The following is a 15,772-nucleotide window of genomic DNA, read 5'->3' on the forward strand; positions in this document are numbered from 1 at the left end:
CTGCCTCCCATTCTTTCGGTCACGCCTGTGGTAGCGGTCCCCTTACGCCGCGCGCAAGCCGATTCTTCGCGTGATCGCCGCTTCGACGAGACCCATGGCGTCATAAATCAGCACCGCCATCAGGCCGACGATCAGCCCGCCCTGCAGGATGAAGGCGGTATTGTCCGAGATCAGCCCGGCGATGATCACCTCGCCGAGACCCTTTGCCGCCACCGTCGAGCCGATCGTCGCTGTGCCGATATTGATCACGGTCGCGACCTTCAGCCCCTCGAGAATCAGCGGCAGGGCAAGCGGCAACTCGACGCGCAACAGCCGCTGCGTGGCGCTCATGCCCATACCGTCGGCGGCATCGAGCACCTGCGGCGACACCTGCTTGAGACCGGCGACGGTGTTTTCGAAGATCGGCAAGAGGCCATAAAGAAACAGCGCGATCAGCGTTGGCATGGCGCCGAAGCCGGTGGCGGGAACGGCCAGCGCCAGCACAGCGACCGGCGGAAAGGTCTGCCCGGCATTGGCGATGGCGCGCGACAGCGGCAGAAAATCGGCCCCGCTGTCGCGGGTGACGAAGATGCCGCCGAGAACGGCGAGCACGGCGCTGCAGGCGATCGATCCGATAACCAGCTGCAGATGCCCGAGCGCAAGCGAGACAAGGCTGTTCTGCGTATAGACGGCGGGCGCATTGTTGCTGGTCAGCGGCGTCAGCAGAAAGGAAAGCCACTCCGTCCTGAACAGCAAGATCAGCAGGAGGGCGAGCGCCGCCAGGCGGAAGAGATTGGCGACGACGAGTTTCATGCCTTGCGGCCCAGTTGGAGCAGCCGGCTCATCGAGATCGATCCGACAGCGGCCTTGTCGCCATCCTGCACCGCCGCTTCATCGACCCCCTGCCAGATCATTTCGGCGAGCGCGTCGCGGAGGCTCAACGACTGCGGCAGGGCATAGGCAAGCCCGCCTTTGGTCGGCTCCATGCTCTCCTTCAGCGGCAGCAGCGACATCAGCTTTAGTGCCCGGTCGGAGGTGCCGGTCAGTTGCTGGACGAAGGGATCGGCCGGATCGGTGAGGATCTTTTCGGGCGTCGAGCATTGCAGCAAGCGGCCCTGGCTCATCACCGCGATCTGATTGCCGAGATGGAAGGCCTCGTCCATGTCGTGGGTGACGAGGATGATGGTGGTGCCGAACTGCTTCTGGATCGCCAGGAGGTCGTCCTGCGCCTTGCCGCGGATGACCGGATCGAGGGCGCCGAAGGGTTCGTCCATCAACAGCAGCTCCGGTTCGGCCGCCAGCGCCCGGGCGACCCCGACGCGCTGCTGCTGGCCGCCGGACAGCTGGTGCGGATATTTGTCGGCGAAAGTCGCCGGATCGAGGTTGAACAGCCCAAGCAGTTCCTCGACGCGCGCTGCGATTCGCGTCGAATCCCATTCGAGCAGCTGCGGCACGGTGGCGATATTCTGCGCCACGGTGCGGTGCGGAAACAGGCCGTGCCCCTGGATGGCATAGCCGATCCGGCGGCGAAGTTCGGTCACCTCGACGTCCATGACATTCTGGCCGCCGACGAAGATCTCGCCTTCGGTGATAGGCACCAGCCGGTTGATCATCCGCATCAGCGTCGATTTGCCGGAGCCGGAGGTGCCGACGACGACGGTGATCGAACCCTTCTCGACCTCTATCGAGACATTGTCGACGACGGTGGCGGCGCCATAGCGCTTGGTGACGTTGCGGACCTCGATCATGCTCATGCGGCAGGCCCCCGGATGCTGTCGATGACCGCATCGAGGATGACGGCCGATGAGAAAGCGAAGAAGACGGTCGGCACGGCGCCGAGCAGGACGAGATCCATGGCGGTCTGGCCGAGCCCCTGGAAGATGAAGATGCCGAAGCCGCCGCCGCCGATCAAAGCGGCGATCGTCACCATGCCGATCGCCTGCACCAGCACGATGCGGATGCCGGTGAGGATCACCGGAAAGGCAAGCGGCATGTCGATACCAACAAGGATCTGCCGGCGCGTCAGCCCCATGCCGGCTGCGGCGTCCCGCACCGAGGGATCGACGCCCTGCAGGCCGACGACGGTGTTGGCGACGATCGGCAGCAGCGAATAGAGCACTAGCGCGATCAGCGCCGGCGCCGTGCCGATGCCGCGAATGCCGGCAGCAGCGGCCAGCGGCACATGCGTGGCGAGATAGCCGAGCGGCAGCATCAGCAGGCCGAAAAGCGCAAGGCTTGGGATCGTCTGGATGAGGCTCAAGCCCTGCAGCACGATGGCGCGCAGCCGTGGCACCCAGAAGCAGAGGATCCCGAGCGGCAGGCCGAGAATGATGGCGATGGCAAGCGAGCCGAGCGCCAGCAGCAGATGCGAGATTGCTTCCGTCTCGAATTGCGGCGCCCGCGTCGAATATTCCTTCATGATCGACAGGCTGTCGAGCAGGCCGGAGGCGAGCGAGATGAAGAGCAGCGCCGTATAGGCCGCAAGTGCCGCGACCCGCATCCACGGCGCCAGTCTTATCTTGACCAGCGCATCGGAGATGACGAGCCCGATCACCGCGAACAGCACCCAGAAGCCGCCGCCCGGCGTCATGCGCGCCACGGTGCTGCCGGGCGGCGTCGCCGCGCTCGAGACGAGACCGATCGCAACGACCAGCGTGGCAAGGCAGAGTGTCGCTATGACAAGCCGCGCCAAGGCGTTGCGGATAAACAGCGTGGCGAAGGCCGTGAGAATGAGGAGGGCGGTCAGGATGAAGACGGAAGGCTGGGGAAAGAGCTGGGCCAGCAGCATCGGCTTGCCGGCGGCGATGCGGTTCGCCTTGACGTAGATGAAGGGCATCAGTGCTGTGGCCACAATGCCGCCGGCCACCAGAACCACGCCGAGCCGGTCCAGCCTGCGGACCGCTGAGGTTTCGTCCATCGATCCAACCTTATGGGGAAAGGACGCTCCGCCCGCAGCGGGCGGAGCGGGCGTGATTACTTCAGGAAGCCATTTTCCTTGAGATAGGCCTCGGCGACGGACTTTGCCGGTTCGCCGTCGACCTGGATCTTGGCGTTGAGCTTGCGCAACTCGTCGGCGCTGAGGCTCTTGAAGATCGGCGACAGGATTTCCTCGATCTTCGGATTGGCCTTCAGCACCGCTTCGCGGATGATCGGGGTAGGCGCATAGACCTGCTGCACGCCCTTGTCGTCCTCGAGAACGGTGAGTTCCGCGGCTTCGATCGCGCCGTCGGTGCCGTAGACCATGGCTGTGTTGACACCGTTCGTCTGGTCGGCCGCCGCCTTGATCGTCGCCGCGGTGTCGCCGCCGGAGAGAACGACCATTTGATCGGGCTTCAGCTGGAAGCCGTAGGTCGTCTGGAAGGCGGGAAGCGCGCCGGCCGAGTTGACGAATTCGGCAGACGCCGCAAGCTTGGCGGCGCCGCCGCCGGCAACCCACTTGCCGAAATCGGACATGGTCTTCAGCTTGTTCGGGCTGGCGACGTCGTTGCGCACGGCAAGCGCCCAGGTGTTGTTGGCGGGCGACGGCGTCAACCAGACGATCTTGTTGGCGTCGTAATCAAGCTTCTTCGCCAGCTCATATCCCTGGTCGTTGTTCTTCCAGGCAGCATCGTCGGCCTTGTTGAAGAAGAAGCCGGCATTGCCGGTATATTCGGGATAGATATCAATTTCGCCTGCGGTGATCGCCTTGCGCACCACGGGTGTGGCGCCGAGCGCGATACGGTCCTGCGTCTTGATGCCGTTTGCTTCCAGCGCCAGTGCGATGACATTGCCGAGCAGCGTGCCTTCCGTGTCGATTTTCGACGAGACCACGACGTCTGCGGCCTGAACCGCACCCGCCGCGAAGGCGGAGAGTGAGACGGCAAGTGCGAGTTTCTTCAGCATGAATATCCCCTGTTTTAACACCGTTGACGTGGCGCAAGCCCCCGGCGGAGGCGTATGCGCAGGAAATCCGCCGGCGAAGGCGACAAGGCCGCCATCATGCCGGAATTGCGTGCGTCATGGAAATAGCGTGCACGTTCGAAAAATCGATGCAAGCCCCTCCAGTATTTGCGCTCACGCCCGAGATTATGGCGGCGAACGCGGCTCGGCGCGCGGAAAGGCATTCCCTTTTCCAGGGTCGGCGCGATTTGTTTTTGTTCCCTTGCGTGTTTCCGCGATGGTTCCGGTGCTCTTCTGCGGATAACCGCCGCCCGGATTTTTATGACCGTCACGATAGCCCGGCTCTGTCGAGGCAGGGATATCTTTTTTCGCGAACACATCATATCGTCCGGTTTTTAAAGCGCTTTCCGGAGCCAGCCTTTGCATCTCGGGGCCGTGTTCATAATCCGCCATGTCCTGACCTCGGCGTCGGTCCGCGAGACCGCGCGCCGTTTCCAGTTGTCGCCCTCCACCGTGTCTGCGGCCATCCGCAATGCCGAAACCGAGCTGGCGATGAAGCTGACGGAACGCGCCTCCGGCGAGCTGGTGACGCTGATCGCCGGCGGCGGCGTGCTCGAAGGCCTGGAGCCAATCACGGTCGCGATCGGCGAACTCTGCCGATTCGCCGGCCAAGTCGGCGCCGGCGGGATCGATGAGGCCTGGGCCGCCCGCATTCCCGTCAAGATCGTCGCGATCGAGCGGTTCCTCGAGGTCGCCGACCAGGGCAGCATCAACCGCGCGGCCCGCCGCCTGCATCTCGGTCAGCCGCAGCTTTCGCTCCAGCTTGCCAATCTTGAGAAATTCCTCGGCTACCGGCTGTTCGAGCGGCAGGCGCAGGGCTCTGTCCTGACGGAGGAGGGCAGGCGCGCCTACCAGATTTTCATGGCGATCAGCCAAGCCTGGAATGATTTGAAATCGGCAGCCGACGAGCGCTACCGGCGCAGCGCCCGGTCGCTGCGCATCGGCTCGATCATCCCGACCGGATCGGAAAGCTGGGTGGCGCGCTGCCTCGGCCTGCTGGTCTCCGAATGGAACGCGCGCCGCAGCAACAATGCGATTTCGCTGGTCTCGATGACCGCCGACGATCTGCGCGAGGCACTGAAGAGCGGCCGCATCGATGTGGCAATCCTGGATTCGGTCTTCGGCCTGGAAAGCTTCCGGCATCGCGAACTCCTGCAGACCGACATGGTGGTGATCGCGCCGCCGCACAGTACGCAAACCTCGGTCACCGATCTCGTGGCCGCCCATGCGATCTGCATGCCGAGCCCGCGCACCGGCCTCGGCCACGCGGCCATGGCTTTCAGCGACGAGCGCGCAGCCAACCGGCGTTTCCGCAGCCGCGATATCACTGCGGCGGATTCGCTGCCTGTGATCGTCGATCTCGTCGCCAATCACGGCTACGTTTCTTTCCTCGGCCGCGTCAGCGCCATGCCGATTGCCAACAAGGTACGCATCGTCGATCTCGACGAGCATGTGCCGATGTCCTATCACGTCGCCTTCAACCACCGCAAAGCCGCCGCCGATGCCTGCGCCGTCATCATCGCGGCGGCGGCGAGAATAACGTCGGAGGCCGTCGCGAAAATCGACGGAGTCAGGGAGAGCGCCGCATGACGATCCTGCTGGAGGTCTGTGTCGACAGCGCCGAGGGCCTTGCCGCCGCGGTCGAAGGCGGCGCCGGCCGCATAGAGCTCTGCTCGGCGCTCGAACTCGGCGGCCTGACGCCGCTGCCGAGCCTGATGCGGATCGCCGCCCGGGCGCCGATTCCGGTCTATGCGATGATCCGCCCGCATGCCGGCCCCTTCATCTTCGGCCGCACCGACGAGGAAGCGATGCTGCTCGATATCGACGCCGTGCGCGCCGCCGGCCTCGCCGGCGTCGTCATCGGCGCCAACCGGCCGGACGGTACGCTCGACATGCCGTTGATCCACCGCCTGAAGGCGCATGCATCAGGCTTGGGATCGACGCTGCATCGCGCATTCGACCTGGTGCCGGATGCCGATCAGGCGCTGGAGCAGGCGATCGAGCTTGGCTGCGAGCGTATCCTCACCTCCGGCCGTGCGCTGAAGGCCGCGGACGGCCTCGAAACGCTGACACGCCTCTCCGCCAAGGCGGCCGGCCGCATATCCATCATGCCCGGCAGCGGCATCCGCCCGGCCAATGTCGGCGCCATATTGCAGGCGACCGGCGCCCGCGAGGTGCATGGCTCCTGCAGCTCGCCGGTGGAAAACGCCGATCCACGTGCGGTTGCTTTCGGTTTCGAGGCGAAGAGCAGCAATAGGACGGATGTCGTGGTTGTTAGGGAGATGTGCAGGGCGATCGCGGCTGCGGGTTAGCGGTTTTGGTTCCAGACGGAAAGCGTTTTGAGCTTTGAAACGCCAATGCAGTGCTTGCCGCATGGGTCCTCGGGTCAAGCCTGAGGACGACGGAGTGTGGGGGAACGCGTGCGGCAAGCAGCGCAAGGGCGTGGTGATTTTGAGGGAGTTGCCGTCTTTATTTATGCGATTTCCACGCAAAACGCCCCGCATTTTGCTGGAAATCCTCCGAACGTCCCGCCTCTTGCCGCATCGGTTTCACCGCCCTCCGTCATACTCGGGCTCGACCCGAGTATCCACGCCGAGCACTCGACGTCCGTCCACCCGTGGTAGCCTAACCCTCAACCCTGATCACCGCCTTGATCAGCCCGCTCTTCTCATGCGCCCAGCGGGCGAGATCGCGCGGCGCATCGGCAAGCGTCGTGCGATGGGTGATCAGTTTATCGACCGGCACCAGTCCCTTGGCGATAGAATCCGCCACATGCTCGAAGTCGGCGCGGGTGGCGTTGCGGCTGCCGATCAGCATCATCTCGCGTTTGTGGAATTCCGGGTCGGCGAAGCGGATATCGTCCTTGACGACGCTGACGAGAACCAGCGCGCCGCCATGGGCGACGAAGGAGAAGGCCTTTTCCATCGACGGACCGTAGCCTGTGGCGTCGAAGACCACATCGAAACCGTCGCCATCGGTTTTTTCCCGCACAATACCCGCGGTTCCTTCGTTGGCGACAATGCCTGATGTGAAGCCGAAGCGCTCGGCCGCCATTTGCAGCCGCTCGGTGCTGGTATCGAGCAGGGTCACTTCATGGCCGGCGATGCGCGAGAAGATCGCCGCCCCAAGGCCGATCGGCCCGGCGCCGATGACGAGCGCGCGCGCACCGGCGCCGGCCAGCGAGCGGCGCACCGCATGGGCGCCGATCGCCAGAAATTCCGTCGTCGCCGCCGCTTCGAGGCTGAGGCCCTTGGCGGGATAGAGATTGCCTTCGGGTACCGAGATCTCCTCGCAGAAGGCGCCGTCAGTATGGACGCCGAGCACCTTGATGTTGGTGCAGCAGTTCGGCTTTCCCTGGCGGCAGGCGACACATTGGCCGCAGGAAAGATAGGGGTTGACGATAACAGGTGTGCCGGCTGCAAGCGTTACGCCCTCACCGGCCTCGATGACCGTCGCAGAGATCTCGTGCCCCATCACCCGGGGATATTCGAGGAAAGGGTGCTTGCCCTCGAAGATATGATAATCCGTGCCGCAGATGCCGACATGGCTGACGGCAAGGCGCACCCAGCCGGGCGCCGGTGCGGCGGGAGATGGCCGCTCGACGAATTCGAGCACGCCGGGCTCGCGGCAAACAACTGCTTTCATGACAGGTCTCGCATTCCTGGAAATTGAGGAAACCGGCCTGTTCAACCGGCTTCTCTGTGTTTCTCAATTGCTCTTGCGGCGGCGCAGCTGGTCGAAGAACACGATCACGATGATCAGCAGACCGGTGATGATGCGCTGCCAGAAGGAATTGACGTTCAGAAGGTTGGCGCCGTTGTTGATGGTGGCGAGAATGAAGGCGCCGATCAGCGGGCCGTGTACCGAACCGACCGCGCCGAACAGGCTGGTGCCGCCGATGACGGAGGAGGCGATCGCCTGCAGTTCCCAGCCGTCGGCCTGCGTCGCATTGCCGATGGCGATGCGCGAGGCGAGCAGCACGCCGACGAAGGCGGCAAAGCCGGCCGAGAGGATATAGGCGAGATAGATCATGCCCTTGACGTTGACGCCGGAAAGGCGCGCAGCTTCTGCATTCGAGCCGACGGCGAAGAGATAGCGGCCCCAGCGGCTCAGATGCAGGAAGACGAAGGAGGGCACCGCCACCAGGATGACCATCCAGAACAGGCTGGGTATGCCGAGGAAATCGGCGCGGGCGAAGTTGCTGAAGCTCTCGTCGGTGATGCTGATCGTCGAACCGTTGGTGATCAGCAGGCCGATGCCGCGGAGCGAGGTCAGCGTTGCCAGCGTGATGATGAAGGGTGGCAGGCCCATATGGACGATGCCGAAACCGTGAAAGGCGCCGATTGCCACACCGATGGCGAGCGTCAGCACGATTGCTCCCCAGAGCGGCACGCCTGCCTGCAACAGCCAGGCGATGATGACGGTGCAGAAGCCGACGATCGCGCCGACCGACAGGTCGATGCCGGCGGTAATGATGACGAAGGTCTGGCCGAGCGCCAGGATCGCCGTCATTGCCCCCTGACGCAGCAGGTTGGAGATATTGAGCGGCGTCCAGAAGCTGGCGGTGACGAAGCCGAGCACGATCCAGAGGAAGATCAGCAGGCCGATCAGGGTGAGGCCGAACAGGATGTTCATTTTCCGGCGCGGCGGCGGCGCGACGATTTCGGTGGGGGTGGCAGTCATGAATTTTCTCCCTCTTCTTCTTCTGGCTCAGACGCCGATCGCTTCGCTGAGCACTTGTTCATGCGTCGCCGCATGGAAATCATGGCTCGCGACGAGCCTGCCGCCGCGGAAGACATGCAGCCGGTCGGCTAGTTCGTAGACCTCCGGCAGGTAGGAGGAGATCAGGATGATGCCGGCCCCCTCCTTCAGGAGCTTGGCGAACAGCCGATAGATCTCAGCCTTGGTGCCGACGTCGACGCCGACGGTCGGTTCGTCGAAGATGAACAGCCGGGCACCATGGCTCAGCCACTTGCCGATGACGATCTTCTGCTGATTGCCGCCCGACATGCTGGAGGCCGGAACCCGCCGGCTTGGCGTCTTGATGCTGAGATCGCGGATCTGTCTGTCGGCATTGGCCGATTCGCGCGCATGACTGATCACCGGCCCTTGGCTGAGGCGCCCGAAGACCGGCAGGTTGATGTTGAGGCCGATCGGCAGGTTGAGGCAAAGCCCCTGGTCGCGTCGGCTTTCCGGCGCCAGCGCAATGCCGAGTTCCATCGCCGTGCGTTCACTGCGGATATCGACCGGTTTGCCCATCCATTCGATTTCACCTGACCTGATCGGCTGGCGCCCGTAGAGGCCGAGCGCGAATTCGCTGCGTCCGGCGCCGATCAGCCCGTAGAGTCCGACAATCTGTCCGGCTTTGACGCTGAGCGACACGTCCTCGAAGCCGGGACCGGAAAGACCCTTGACCTCGACGATCGTCTCGCCGATCGCAATCTCTTCCTTGTGGTAGATCTGGTCGATCGAGCGGTTGATCATCAAGGCGATCAGTTCGGCATCGTTGGTCTCGCCGATCAGCCGCGTGCCGACATGGGTGCCGTCGCGCAGCACCGAGACGCGGTCGGCCAGTTCGAAGACTTCCTCCATGCGGTGACTGATATAGACGATAGTGACGCCTTCACCCTGCAGCCGGCGGATCAGCTTGAATAGCTGCGCCGATTCCTGGCGGGTCAAATAGGCCGTGGGTTCGTCAAAGATCAGAAACTGCGTGCCGCGCATCGCCGCGCGCGCCGTCGCCACCAGTTGCTGCTGGCCGATCGTCAGCGAGCTTAAAGGCGCGCCGGCCGGCAGGCCGAAACCGAGATCGTCGAGGACGGCCTGCGCCATCTTCTCCATCTGCTTCTTGCGCATCAGGCCATAGCGGTTGACTTCGTCGCCGAGGAAGAGATTGGCGGCGACCGTCAGGTGCGGGCAGAGCACGACTTCCTGATGGACGGCGTTGATGCCGCGGGCGATCGCCTCATTCGGCGTCGACAGCCCGACCGGATGGCCGCACCACAGCACCTCACCGGCCGTGCGGGTGATGACGCCGGTAAGCAATTTGATGAGGGTGGATTTGCCGGCGCCGTTTTCGCCGACAATGGCGTGGATCTCTCCGGCCAGAAAGGTCAGCGTCGCCGGTTTCAGCGCCTGCACGTGACCGTAATTCTTCTGCAGGCCTTTCAGTTCGAGGATTGGCGATCCGGTGGGGATACGATTGGCTTCTTTCAGCGTGGCGCTGTCATCATGGCGATGACTGACCTCTTCCAGTCCGATCATGGACCTCTCCTCCTCTTGTCGCGTCTGCTCCATCCTTGCTGAACCATAGCATGGATGGAAAAGGCCGCGCCGTTTTTGAGCCGGCGCGGCCTGTTCTGTCGGATTACTTGATCTTCGGGTTCAGGAGCGCGTCGATCTTAGGATCGCTCATGTTCGCCTTGGTCACGAGGTTGGCGCCGGTGTCGACATTCTCAGGAACCTTCTCGCCCTTGGAGACGGCAAGCGCGGTCTTGATGCCGTCATAGCCCATGCGATAGGGGTCCTGAACGACGAGGCCGGCGATTGCGCCGTCCTTGAGGAAGCCAACCGTCTTGTCGTCGCTGTCGAAGCCGATGACCTTGATCTTGTCGCCGAGCTTGTTTTCGGCGATCGCCTGGCCAACGCCCTGCGCCAGGATGAGGTTCGAGGCGAAGACGCCGACGAGATTCGGATTAGCCGTGATCAGGTCGGTCATCATGTTGAGGCCGGTCGTCGCCTGGCCGTCACCATACTTGTCGGCGATGACTTTCAGGCCGGGATGCTTGGTCTTGATCTGATCCAGGAAGCCTTCGCGGCGCTGCTCCAGCGAGCCGACGCCGGGAAGATTGGTGAGGATGACGATCTCGCCTTCTTCCTTGCCCGTCATCTCCTTAATGGCGGCGGCAAGACCGTCGGCGGCGATGCGGCCGCCCTGGACGTTGTCGGTCGTCAGGAACGACTTGAATGCCTTGGAGTCGGCACCCGAGTCGATGCCGATGATCGGAACCGACTTGGCGGCTTCATCGATCGGCTTGCCGAGCGCCTTGAATTCCGTCGGCGAGATGACGATGGCGGCCGGCTTGCCGGCAACGGCGTTCTCCAAAATGCTGATCTGGCCGTTGATGTCGGATTCTGCCTGAGCGCCGAGCTCCGGCACGTTGACACCGAGATCCTTACCGGCCTTGCGGGCGCCGGCCAGAACGATCTGCCAGTAGAACGACGTCGTGTCCTTGACGATGATCGGGATCGTCACATCGGCAGCGAAGGACGTGACCGGCATCGCCGTGGCGATGACGGCGGCGCCTGCCAGCGCGGTGAAGGCACGGCGGGACAGAAGGGATTTCACGATGCTCATAAGGGTTCTCCTCTCAGGATGCGTTCTCCTCCAAATAAACCGGACCGCTGAACGCAGGCGGACGATTTTTATCGATAAAAAACATTTGCAGGCAGAAGCTAGCCGAGGCGCAATCAAATTGCAAGGGCGTCTGTTGCGCTTTTTTGCATTGGAAGGCTCCTCTCAAGTTACTGATTTCATTCCAATACCACGATAGCCTAATATAGCTATCGGCCGAACTCAACCTCATGGGGATGTACGACGCCCTTCTTCAAAATCAGGTTGCCGTACAGCCGGAATTCCGTCGTCGCGACGATATAAGCGGCCTTGCGGGCCATCCCGTAGAAGGCGAAGCGCTCCACCGGCACAATGGGGAAATCGCCGGCGCGCTTCGAGACGATCTGCTGGAACTCGGCGCAGACTTCCGGCACGGCCTGCGGGTCGCCGACCACCTCCATCCGCCATGCCGTATCCGGCACGAAGGTGTCGAGCGGCATATGGGTCAGGATCGCCTCGGCCATGTCAGTGGCGCTGACGCCGTCGGCGCGAATGACCGGTGGGCCCATCGAACCGGAGGGAAAATTGGCGTCCGATATGACGATGTCGTCGCCATGCCCCATCGTCTTCAGCGCATGGAGCAGGTCGGGCCCGAGCAGCGGATGAATACCTCTCAGCATAGTGTCTCCTCAGACCCGGACCGCTTCGGCGCCGAGCGGCGGCGCGGTGAGCGTATAGGGCTCGAATTCGGCAAAGATGCCCTCGGCAAGCGGCGGCTCGACGATTTCCATGTTGCGCGTCAGGCTCGACGGCTTGGCGGTGCCGATCAGCACCGAGGCGACGATCGGGTCGCGCAGCGGAAACTGCATGGCGGCCGCCGCGAGCGGCACGCCGTGGCGCTTGGCGATCGCCTCCATGGCGCCGACCTTGGCAAGCACGTCCGCATCGGCCGGCATATAGTCGAAATGCGAGCCTGGCACCGGACCGGTGGCGAGAATGCCGGAGTTGAAGACGCCGCCGACCACGAGCGAGGTGCCCTTCTGCCGGCAGAGCGGCAGGAGTTCCTTCACTGCGGAGCGGTCGAGCAGCGTGTAGCGGCCGGCAAGCAGGATGCAGTCGAGATCGGCATGGTGCATGACGTCGAGGCAGACCGGCACTTCGTTGACGCCGAGGCCGAAGGCGGAGATCGCACCGGAAGATTTCAGTTCTTCCAGCGCCTTCACGCCGGAATCGAGCAGCTGCTTCTGGTAGACGGCGTTCTTCGCCGCGCCATGCGTATAGACGCCGATATCGTGCACATAGAGAATGTCGATGCGATTGAGGCCGAGGCGGGCATAGCTGAACTCGACCGAGCGCATGATGCCGTCATAGGAATAGTCGTAATCGGCATCGAAGGACAGCGGGTCGACATAGCTATAATCCGGCACCGTTCCGGTCGGCACCGGCCGCAGCAGCCGGCCGACCTTGGTGGAGAGCACGTAGGACTGATCCGGCTGATCGCGCAGGAAATCGCCGACGCGCCGTTCCGCAAGGCCGAGCCCGTACCAGGGGGCGACATCGAAATAGCGGATGCCGCTGTCCCAGGCTGCCTGCAGGGTTTCCATCGCCTGCTCGCGCGGGCAGGCCCGGTAAAGACCGCCCAAGGGCGCCGCCCCGTAGCTGATTTCGGTCACTTCGAGCTTGGTCCTGCCGATCCGTCTCGTCTTCATCACGCCTCCTCGCCAAGCTTTGGGGATTTTCTATTTCAGATCAGAGCGTTGCGCCGAGATGCCAGGGCACAAATTCATTGTCGCCGTAGCCGAAGAGCTCGCTCTTTGTCCTTTTGCCGGAGGCCGTCTCGATGATCAGGTCGAAGATCTCGCGGCCCTTGCCGCTGATCGTCGCATCGCCGGTGGCGATCGTGCCGCAATCGATGTCCATGTCTTCTTCCATCGCCGCATAGAGCGCCGAATTGCTGGAGAGCTTCAGCGACGGCGCCGGCCGGCAGCCGAAGCAGCTGCCGCGGCCGGTGGTGAAGGCGATCATATTCGCCCCACCGGCAACCTGGCCGGTTGCCGAGACAGGGTCATAGCCTGGTGTATCCATGAAGACGAGGCCGGGGGCGGTGACCCGCTCGGCATAACCATAGACCGCCGTCAGCGGCGAGCGCCCGCCCTTGGCGACGGCGCCGAGCGATTTTTCCAGGATGGTGGTCAACCCGCCGCGCTTGTTGCCGGGTGAGGGATTGTTGTCGAGCGAGGCGCCGTGCAGCGCCACATACTCCTCCCACCAAGCGATTTTCTCATCGAGCTTCCTCGCCACGTCGTCGCTGACGGCGCGGCTCCGCAGCAGATGTTCCGCACCATAGATTTCCGAGGTTTCCGACAGGATCGCCGTGCCGCCGGCCGCAGCCAGCAGATCGGCCGCCACACCGAGCGCCGGATTGGCGGTGATGCCCGAAAACCCGTCCGAGCCGCCGCATTGCAGGCCGATGATGATCTCGCCGATCAAGATCGGCACGCGTTTTTCCCTGCCGACATCGGCGGCGATTTCGCGCAGCATGCCCATGGCGCGCTCGACAGCGCGGCGCGAGCCGCCGGCGTCCTGGATGTTGAAATGCCGCTTCGAGGCGCCCGCACCGCTCTGGCCGTACAGCGTCAGCTGATTGACCTCGCAGCCGAGGCCGATCATCAGCACGCCGCCGAAATTCACATGCCTGGTATAGCCGGCGAGTGTCCGATGCAGCACATTCATGCCGTCGCCGGTCGAGCTCATGCCGCAGCCCTGGTCGTGCACGATCGGCACGAAACCGTCGATGCCGTCGTAGTGCGGCAAGATCGTCCGGTTCGCCTCGTCGGCGATCGCCCGGCAGACCGTGGTGGAACAGTTCACACTGGCAATGATGCCGATATAGTTGCGGGTCGCTGCCCGGCCGTCGGCGCGGCGATAGCCCATGAAGGTGCGCGCCTTGTCCTCGGCGGTTGCTGCTTCCGGCGCCGAATTGGCGGTCGCGGCCAGCCGGTCGTTCTCGAAATGCAGATTATGGCTGTGCACATGATCACCGGCCTTGACCTCGGCGGTGGTGCGGCCGATCGCCTGCCCGTATTTCACCACGGGAGACCCGAGCGGAATATCGGCGATCGCCACCTTGTGGCCGGGATCGATTTTCTGAGAGGCCACGATGCCTGCAACCGTCGAACCCGGCGCGATGGCGGCCGTCGCGACCGCGACATTGTCGCCGGCCGACAGGATGATCCAAGGCTGTTTGTCCAAACTCATCTCTCCAGAAGCATCATGCGGTTTCGAATGCACATGCGCATTGATTTTGTTTTTTATCTACAATAAACATTTTGAAGTCAACGGGAATATTGATCCTGTGGACGAGGAAGGCAATGCGCCGCAGGCGCGCGGAAATACGCTAATGGTTCGTTTGAACACGCTCCGGTCTGACTCTCATCCGCTTTTGGCGGAATGACGTTTTGGCACGCGGGCGGAAAGCGGGGGGCTGATGGCACGGCAGAACACGGTCTTCAAAGAAGCCTATAACAGGTATGCCGCGGCCCTGCGCACGGATACAGCGCTGCCCTCGGAGCCGGAGATTGCCGCCCAGCTCGGCGTCAGCCGCTCCACGGCGCGTGCCATCCTGACGCGTCTGAGCGAGGAAGGCATCATCCGCTGGAACAAGCGCCAAAAGATCGTGCTCCGCCAGCCGACAGACGGCGACCTTTTTCCTTCCGAAGAAACGGATTCCCTTCACGATATCATCGAGCGCAGCTTCATGCAGCGCATCCTTTCCGACGATGCCGCGCCCGGCATGCAGATCAACGAATTGGAGCTTGCCCGCGAGATCGGCACCGGCACCACGAGCGTGCGCGAATTCCTGATCCGCTTCTCCCGCTTCGGCCTGATCGAGAAGCGGCCGAACAGCCATTGGACGCTGAAGGGCTTCACCCGCGAATTCGCACTCGAACTCGCCGATGTCCGCGAGATGTTCGAGCTGCATTCGGCCGCCGAGTTCGGCCGGCTTCCTCGCGACAACCAGGCTTGGACCGACCTCGCCGCCATCCGCGACGAACACCACGCCATGCTCGCCGACATCAACCATCGCTTCAAGGATTTCTCCGTCCTTGACGAGCGCTTCCACCTGTTGATCCACCGCGCCTCGAAAAACCGCTTCATCGCCGATTTCTACGATGCGATCGCCATCATCTTCCATTATCACTACCAGTGGAACAAGACCGCCGCCCGCGAACGCAACGAGCGCGCCATCCACGAACATCTGGATTATATCGCCGCGCTCGAATCCGGCGACCAGGCGGCAATCGAGAAAGCATGCCGCGTCCACCTGCGCTCCGCCCGCCAGACCCTGCTGCAATCCCTGCCGCAGAATGCGACGGAGAGCGCGTGAGAGGGTAAGAGAAGGGTGACAAAAGTCGTGCCGCGCAACCCCTCATCCGACCCTTCGGGCCACCAACGGGGGTCGAGCCACAGGTCTCGACCCGTCGGACCCCGCTGGGGAGAAGAGGAAGCAAGGCGCGCCGA

The 15,772-nt window shown here is 63.3% G+C and carries 16 protein-coding genes; 4 read left to right on the plus strand and 12 right to left on the minus strand.

What is annotated here, in order from left to right; all coding sequences use genetic code 11:
* Positions 1–42 precede the first annotated feature (42 nt).
* The 5 genes from GGI60_RS06845 to GGI60_RS06865 form a co-directional block, all read right to left on the minus strand.
* A complete protein-coding gene (locus GGI60_RS06845; protein WP_183914293.1) occupies positions 43–792 on the minus strand; it encodes an ABC transporter permease in 750 nt (249 codons plus the stop codon).
* Positions 789–1,733: an ABC transporter ATP-binding protein gene (locus tag GGI60_RS06850; RefSeq protein WP_183914295.1), complete on the minus strand. Its 945-nt coding sequence runs from the start codon at positions 1,731–1,733 to the stop codon at positions 789–791. Before GGI60_RS06850 ends, GGI60_RS06845 begins: the two co-directional genes overlap by 4 nt.
* The gene (locus GGI60_RS06855; RefSeq protein WP_106797076.1) at positions 1,730–2,896 is read right to left on the minus strand and encodes an ABC transporter permease; all 1,167 of its coding nucleotides are present in this window, start codon (positions 2,894–2,896) and stop codon (positions 1,730–1,732) included. The genes GGI60_RS06850 and GGI60_RS06855 overlap by 4 nt, the downstream gene beginning before the upstream one ends.
* Before the next feature lie 56 nt (positions 2,897–2,952).
* Positions 2,953–3,861 (minus strand): ABC transporter substrate-binding protein, encoded by a 909-nt coding sequence (locus GGI60_RS06860; protein ID WP_183914297.1) that lies wholly within the window; start codon positions 3,859–3,861, stop codon positions 2,953–2,955.
* 183 nt (positions 3,862–4,044) lie between these two features.
* The gene (locus tag GGI60_RS06865; RefSeq protein ID WP_246720329.1) at positions 4,045–4,311 is read right to left on the minus strand and encodes an acetyltransferase; all 267 of its coding nucleotides are present in this window, start codon (positions 4,309–4,311) and stop codon (positions 4,045–4,047) included.
* On the opposite strand from GGI60_RS06865, the gene GGI60_RS06870 reads away from it, so the two are divergent.
* Both GGI60_RS06870 and GGI60_RS06875 read left to right on the plus strand, forming a co-directional pair.
* Positions 4,279–5,508 carry a LysR family transcriptional regulator gene (locus tag GGI60_RS06870; protein ID WP_183914299.1) on the plus strand — a complete coding sequence of 410 codons (1,230 nt, stop codon included), beginning with the start codon at positions 4,279–4,281 and terminating at the stop codon, positions 5,506–5,508. The genes GGI60_RS06865 and GGI60_RS06870 overlap by 33 nt on opposite strands.
* Positions 5,505–6,230: a copper homeostasis protein CutC gene (locus GGI60_RS06875; RefSeq protein WP_183914301.1), complete on the plus strand. Its 726-nt coding sequence runs from the start codon at positions 5,505–5,507 to the stop codon at positions 6,228–6,230. The genes GGI60_RS06870 and GGI60_RS06875 overlap by 4 nt, the downstream gene beginning before the upstream one ends.
* A 313-nt stretch (positions 6,231–6,543) precedes the next feature.
* Here the strand turns inward: GGI60_RS06875 and GGI60_RS06880 are convergent, their stop codons facing one another.
* From GGI60_RS06880 to GGI60_RS06910, 7 genes are all read right to left on the minus strand, one after another.
* The gene (locus GGI60_RS06880; RefSeq protein ID WP_183914303.1) at positions 6,544–7,563 is read right to left on the minus strand and encodes a zinc-binding alcohol dehydrogenase family protein; all 1,020 of its coding nucleotides are present in this window, start codon (positions 7,561–7,563) and stop codon (positions 6,544–6,546) included.
* Between the two features lie 63 nt (positions 7,564–7,626).
* Positions 7,627–8,601: an ABC transporter permease gene (locus GGI60_RS06885; RefSeq protein WP_011423867.1), complete on the minus strand. Its 975-nt coding sequence runs from the start codon at positions 8,599–8,601 to the stop codon at positions 7,627–7,629.
* Positions 8,602–8,628: 27 nt separating this feature from the next.
* Complete coding sequence (locus tag GGI60_RS06890) at positions 8,629–10,182, minus strand: sugar ABC transporter ATP-binding protein (RefSeq protein ID WP_183914305.1); 1,554 nt, start codon at positions 10,180–10,182, stop codon at positions 8,629–8,631.
* 103 nt (positions 10,183–10,285) lie between these two features.
* Positions 10,286–11,275 carry an ABC transporter substrate-binding protein gene (locus tag GGI60_RS06895; RefSeq protein ID WP_183914307.1) on the minus strand — a complete coding sequence of 330 codons (990 nt, stop codon included), beginning with the start codon at positions 11,273–11,275 and terminating at the stop codon, positions 10,286–10,288.
* A gap of 206 nt (positions 11,276–11,481) precedes the next feature.
* Positions 11,482–11,931, minus strand: a complete 450-nt coding sequence (locus tag GGI60_RS06900) for an RbsD/FucU family protein (RefSeq protein ID WP_183914309.1) — start codon at positions 11,929–11,931, stop codon at positions 11,482–11,484.
* Between the two features lie 9 nt (positions 11,932–11,940).
* Complete coding sequence (locus tag GGI60_RS06905; protein ID WP_183914311.1) at positions 11,941–12,960, minus strand: aldo/keto reductase; 1,020 nt, start codon at positions 12,958–12,960, stop codon at positions 11,941–11,943.
* Between the two features lie 40 nt (positions 12,961–13,000).
* A complete protein-coding gene (locus GGI60_RS06910; RefSeq protein WP_183914313.1) occupies positions 13,001–14,503 on the minus strand; it encodes a UxaA family hydrolase in 1,503 nt (500 codons plus the stop codon).
* On the opposite strand from GGI60_RS06910, the gene GGI60_RS06915 reads away from it, so the two are divergent.
* Together GGI60_RS06915 and GGI60_RS06920 are read left to right on the plus strand one after the other, a co-directional pair.
* The gene (locus tag GGI60_RS06915) at positions 14,496–14,705 is read left to right on the plus strand and encodes a hypothetical protein (protein WP_183934453.1); all 210 of its coding nucleotides are present in this window, start codon (positions 14,496–14,498) and stop codon (positions 14,703–14,705) included. The genes GGI60_RS06910 and GGI60_RS06915 overlap by 8 nt on opposite strands.
* 33 nt (positions 14,706–14,738) lie before the next feature.
* Entirely contained in the window at positions 14,739–15,638 is a 900-nt protein-coding gene (locus GGI60_RS06920) for a GntR family transcriptional regulator (protein WP_183914315.1), read from the plus strand.
* Positions 15,639–15,772: the final 134 nt, after the last annotated feature.

This window comes from Rhizobium lentis (genome assembly GCF_014200175.1).
In the GTDB taxonomy this organism is placed as follows: domain Bacteria; phylum Pseudomonadota; class Alphaproteobacteria; order Rhizobiales; family Rhizobiaceae; genus Rhizobium; species Rhizobium mulingense.

Coding starts and splice junctions, on each gene's coding strand:
- GGI60_RS06890 (WP_183914305.1), bottom strand. CDS start 10,182: ATGATCGGACTGGAAGAGGTCAGTCATCGCCATGATGACAGCGCCACG.
- GGI60_RS06875 (WP_183914301.1), top strand. CDS start 5,505: ATGACGATCCTGCTGGAGGTCTGTGTCGACAGCGCCGAGGGCCTTGCC.
- GGI60_RS06900 (WP_183914309.1), bottom strand. CDS start 11,931: ATGCTGAGAGGTATTCATCCGCTGCTCGGGCCCGACCTGCTCCATGCG.
- GGI60_RS06920 (WP_183914315.1), top strand. CDS start 14,739: ATGGCACGGCAGAACACGGTCTTCAAAGAAGCCTATAACAGGTATGCC.
- GGI60_RS06905 (WP_183914311.1), bottom strand. CDS start 12,960: ATGAAGACGAGACGGATCGGCAGGACCAAGCTCGAAGTGACCGAAATC.
- GGI60_RS06845 (WP_183914293.1), bottom strand. CDS start 792: ATGAAACTCGTCGTCGCCAATCTCTTCCGCCTGGCGGCGCTCGCCCTC.
- GGI60_RS06865 (WP_246720329.1), bottom strand. CDS start 4,311: ATGGCGGATTATGAACACGGCCCCGAGATGCAAAGGCTGGCTCCGGAA.
- GGI60_RS06880 (WP_183914303.1), bottom strand. CDS start 7,563: ATGAAAGCAGTTGTTTGCCGCGAGCCCGGCGTGCTCGAATTCGTCGAG.
- GGI60_RS06885 (WP_011423867.1), bottom strand. CDS start 8,601: ATGACTGCCACCCCCACCGAAATCGTCGCGCCGCCGCCGCGCCGGAAA.
- GGI60_RS06855 (WP_106797076.1), bottom strand. CDS start 2,896: ATGGACGAAACCTCAGCGGTCCGCAGGCTGGACCGGCTCGGCGTGGTT.
- GGI60_RS06895 (WP_183914307.1), bottom strand. CDS start 11,275: ATGAGCATCGTGAAATCCCTTCTGTCCCGCCGTGCCTTCACCGCGCTG.
- GGI60_RS06860 (WP_183914297.1), bottom strand. CDS start 3,861: ATGCTGAAGAAACTCGCACTTGCCGTCTCACTCTCCGCCTTCGCGGCG.
- GGI60_RS06850 (WP_183914295.1), bottom strand. CDS start 1,733: ATGAGCATGATCGAGGTCCGCAACGTCACCAAGCGCTATGGCGCCGCC.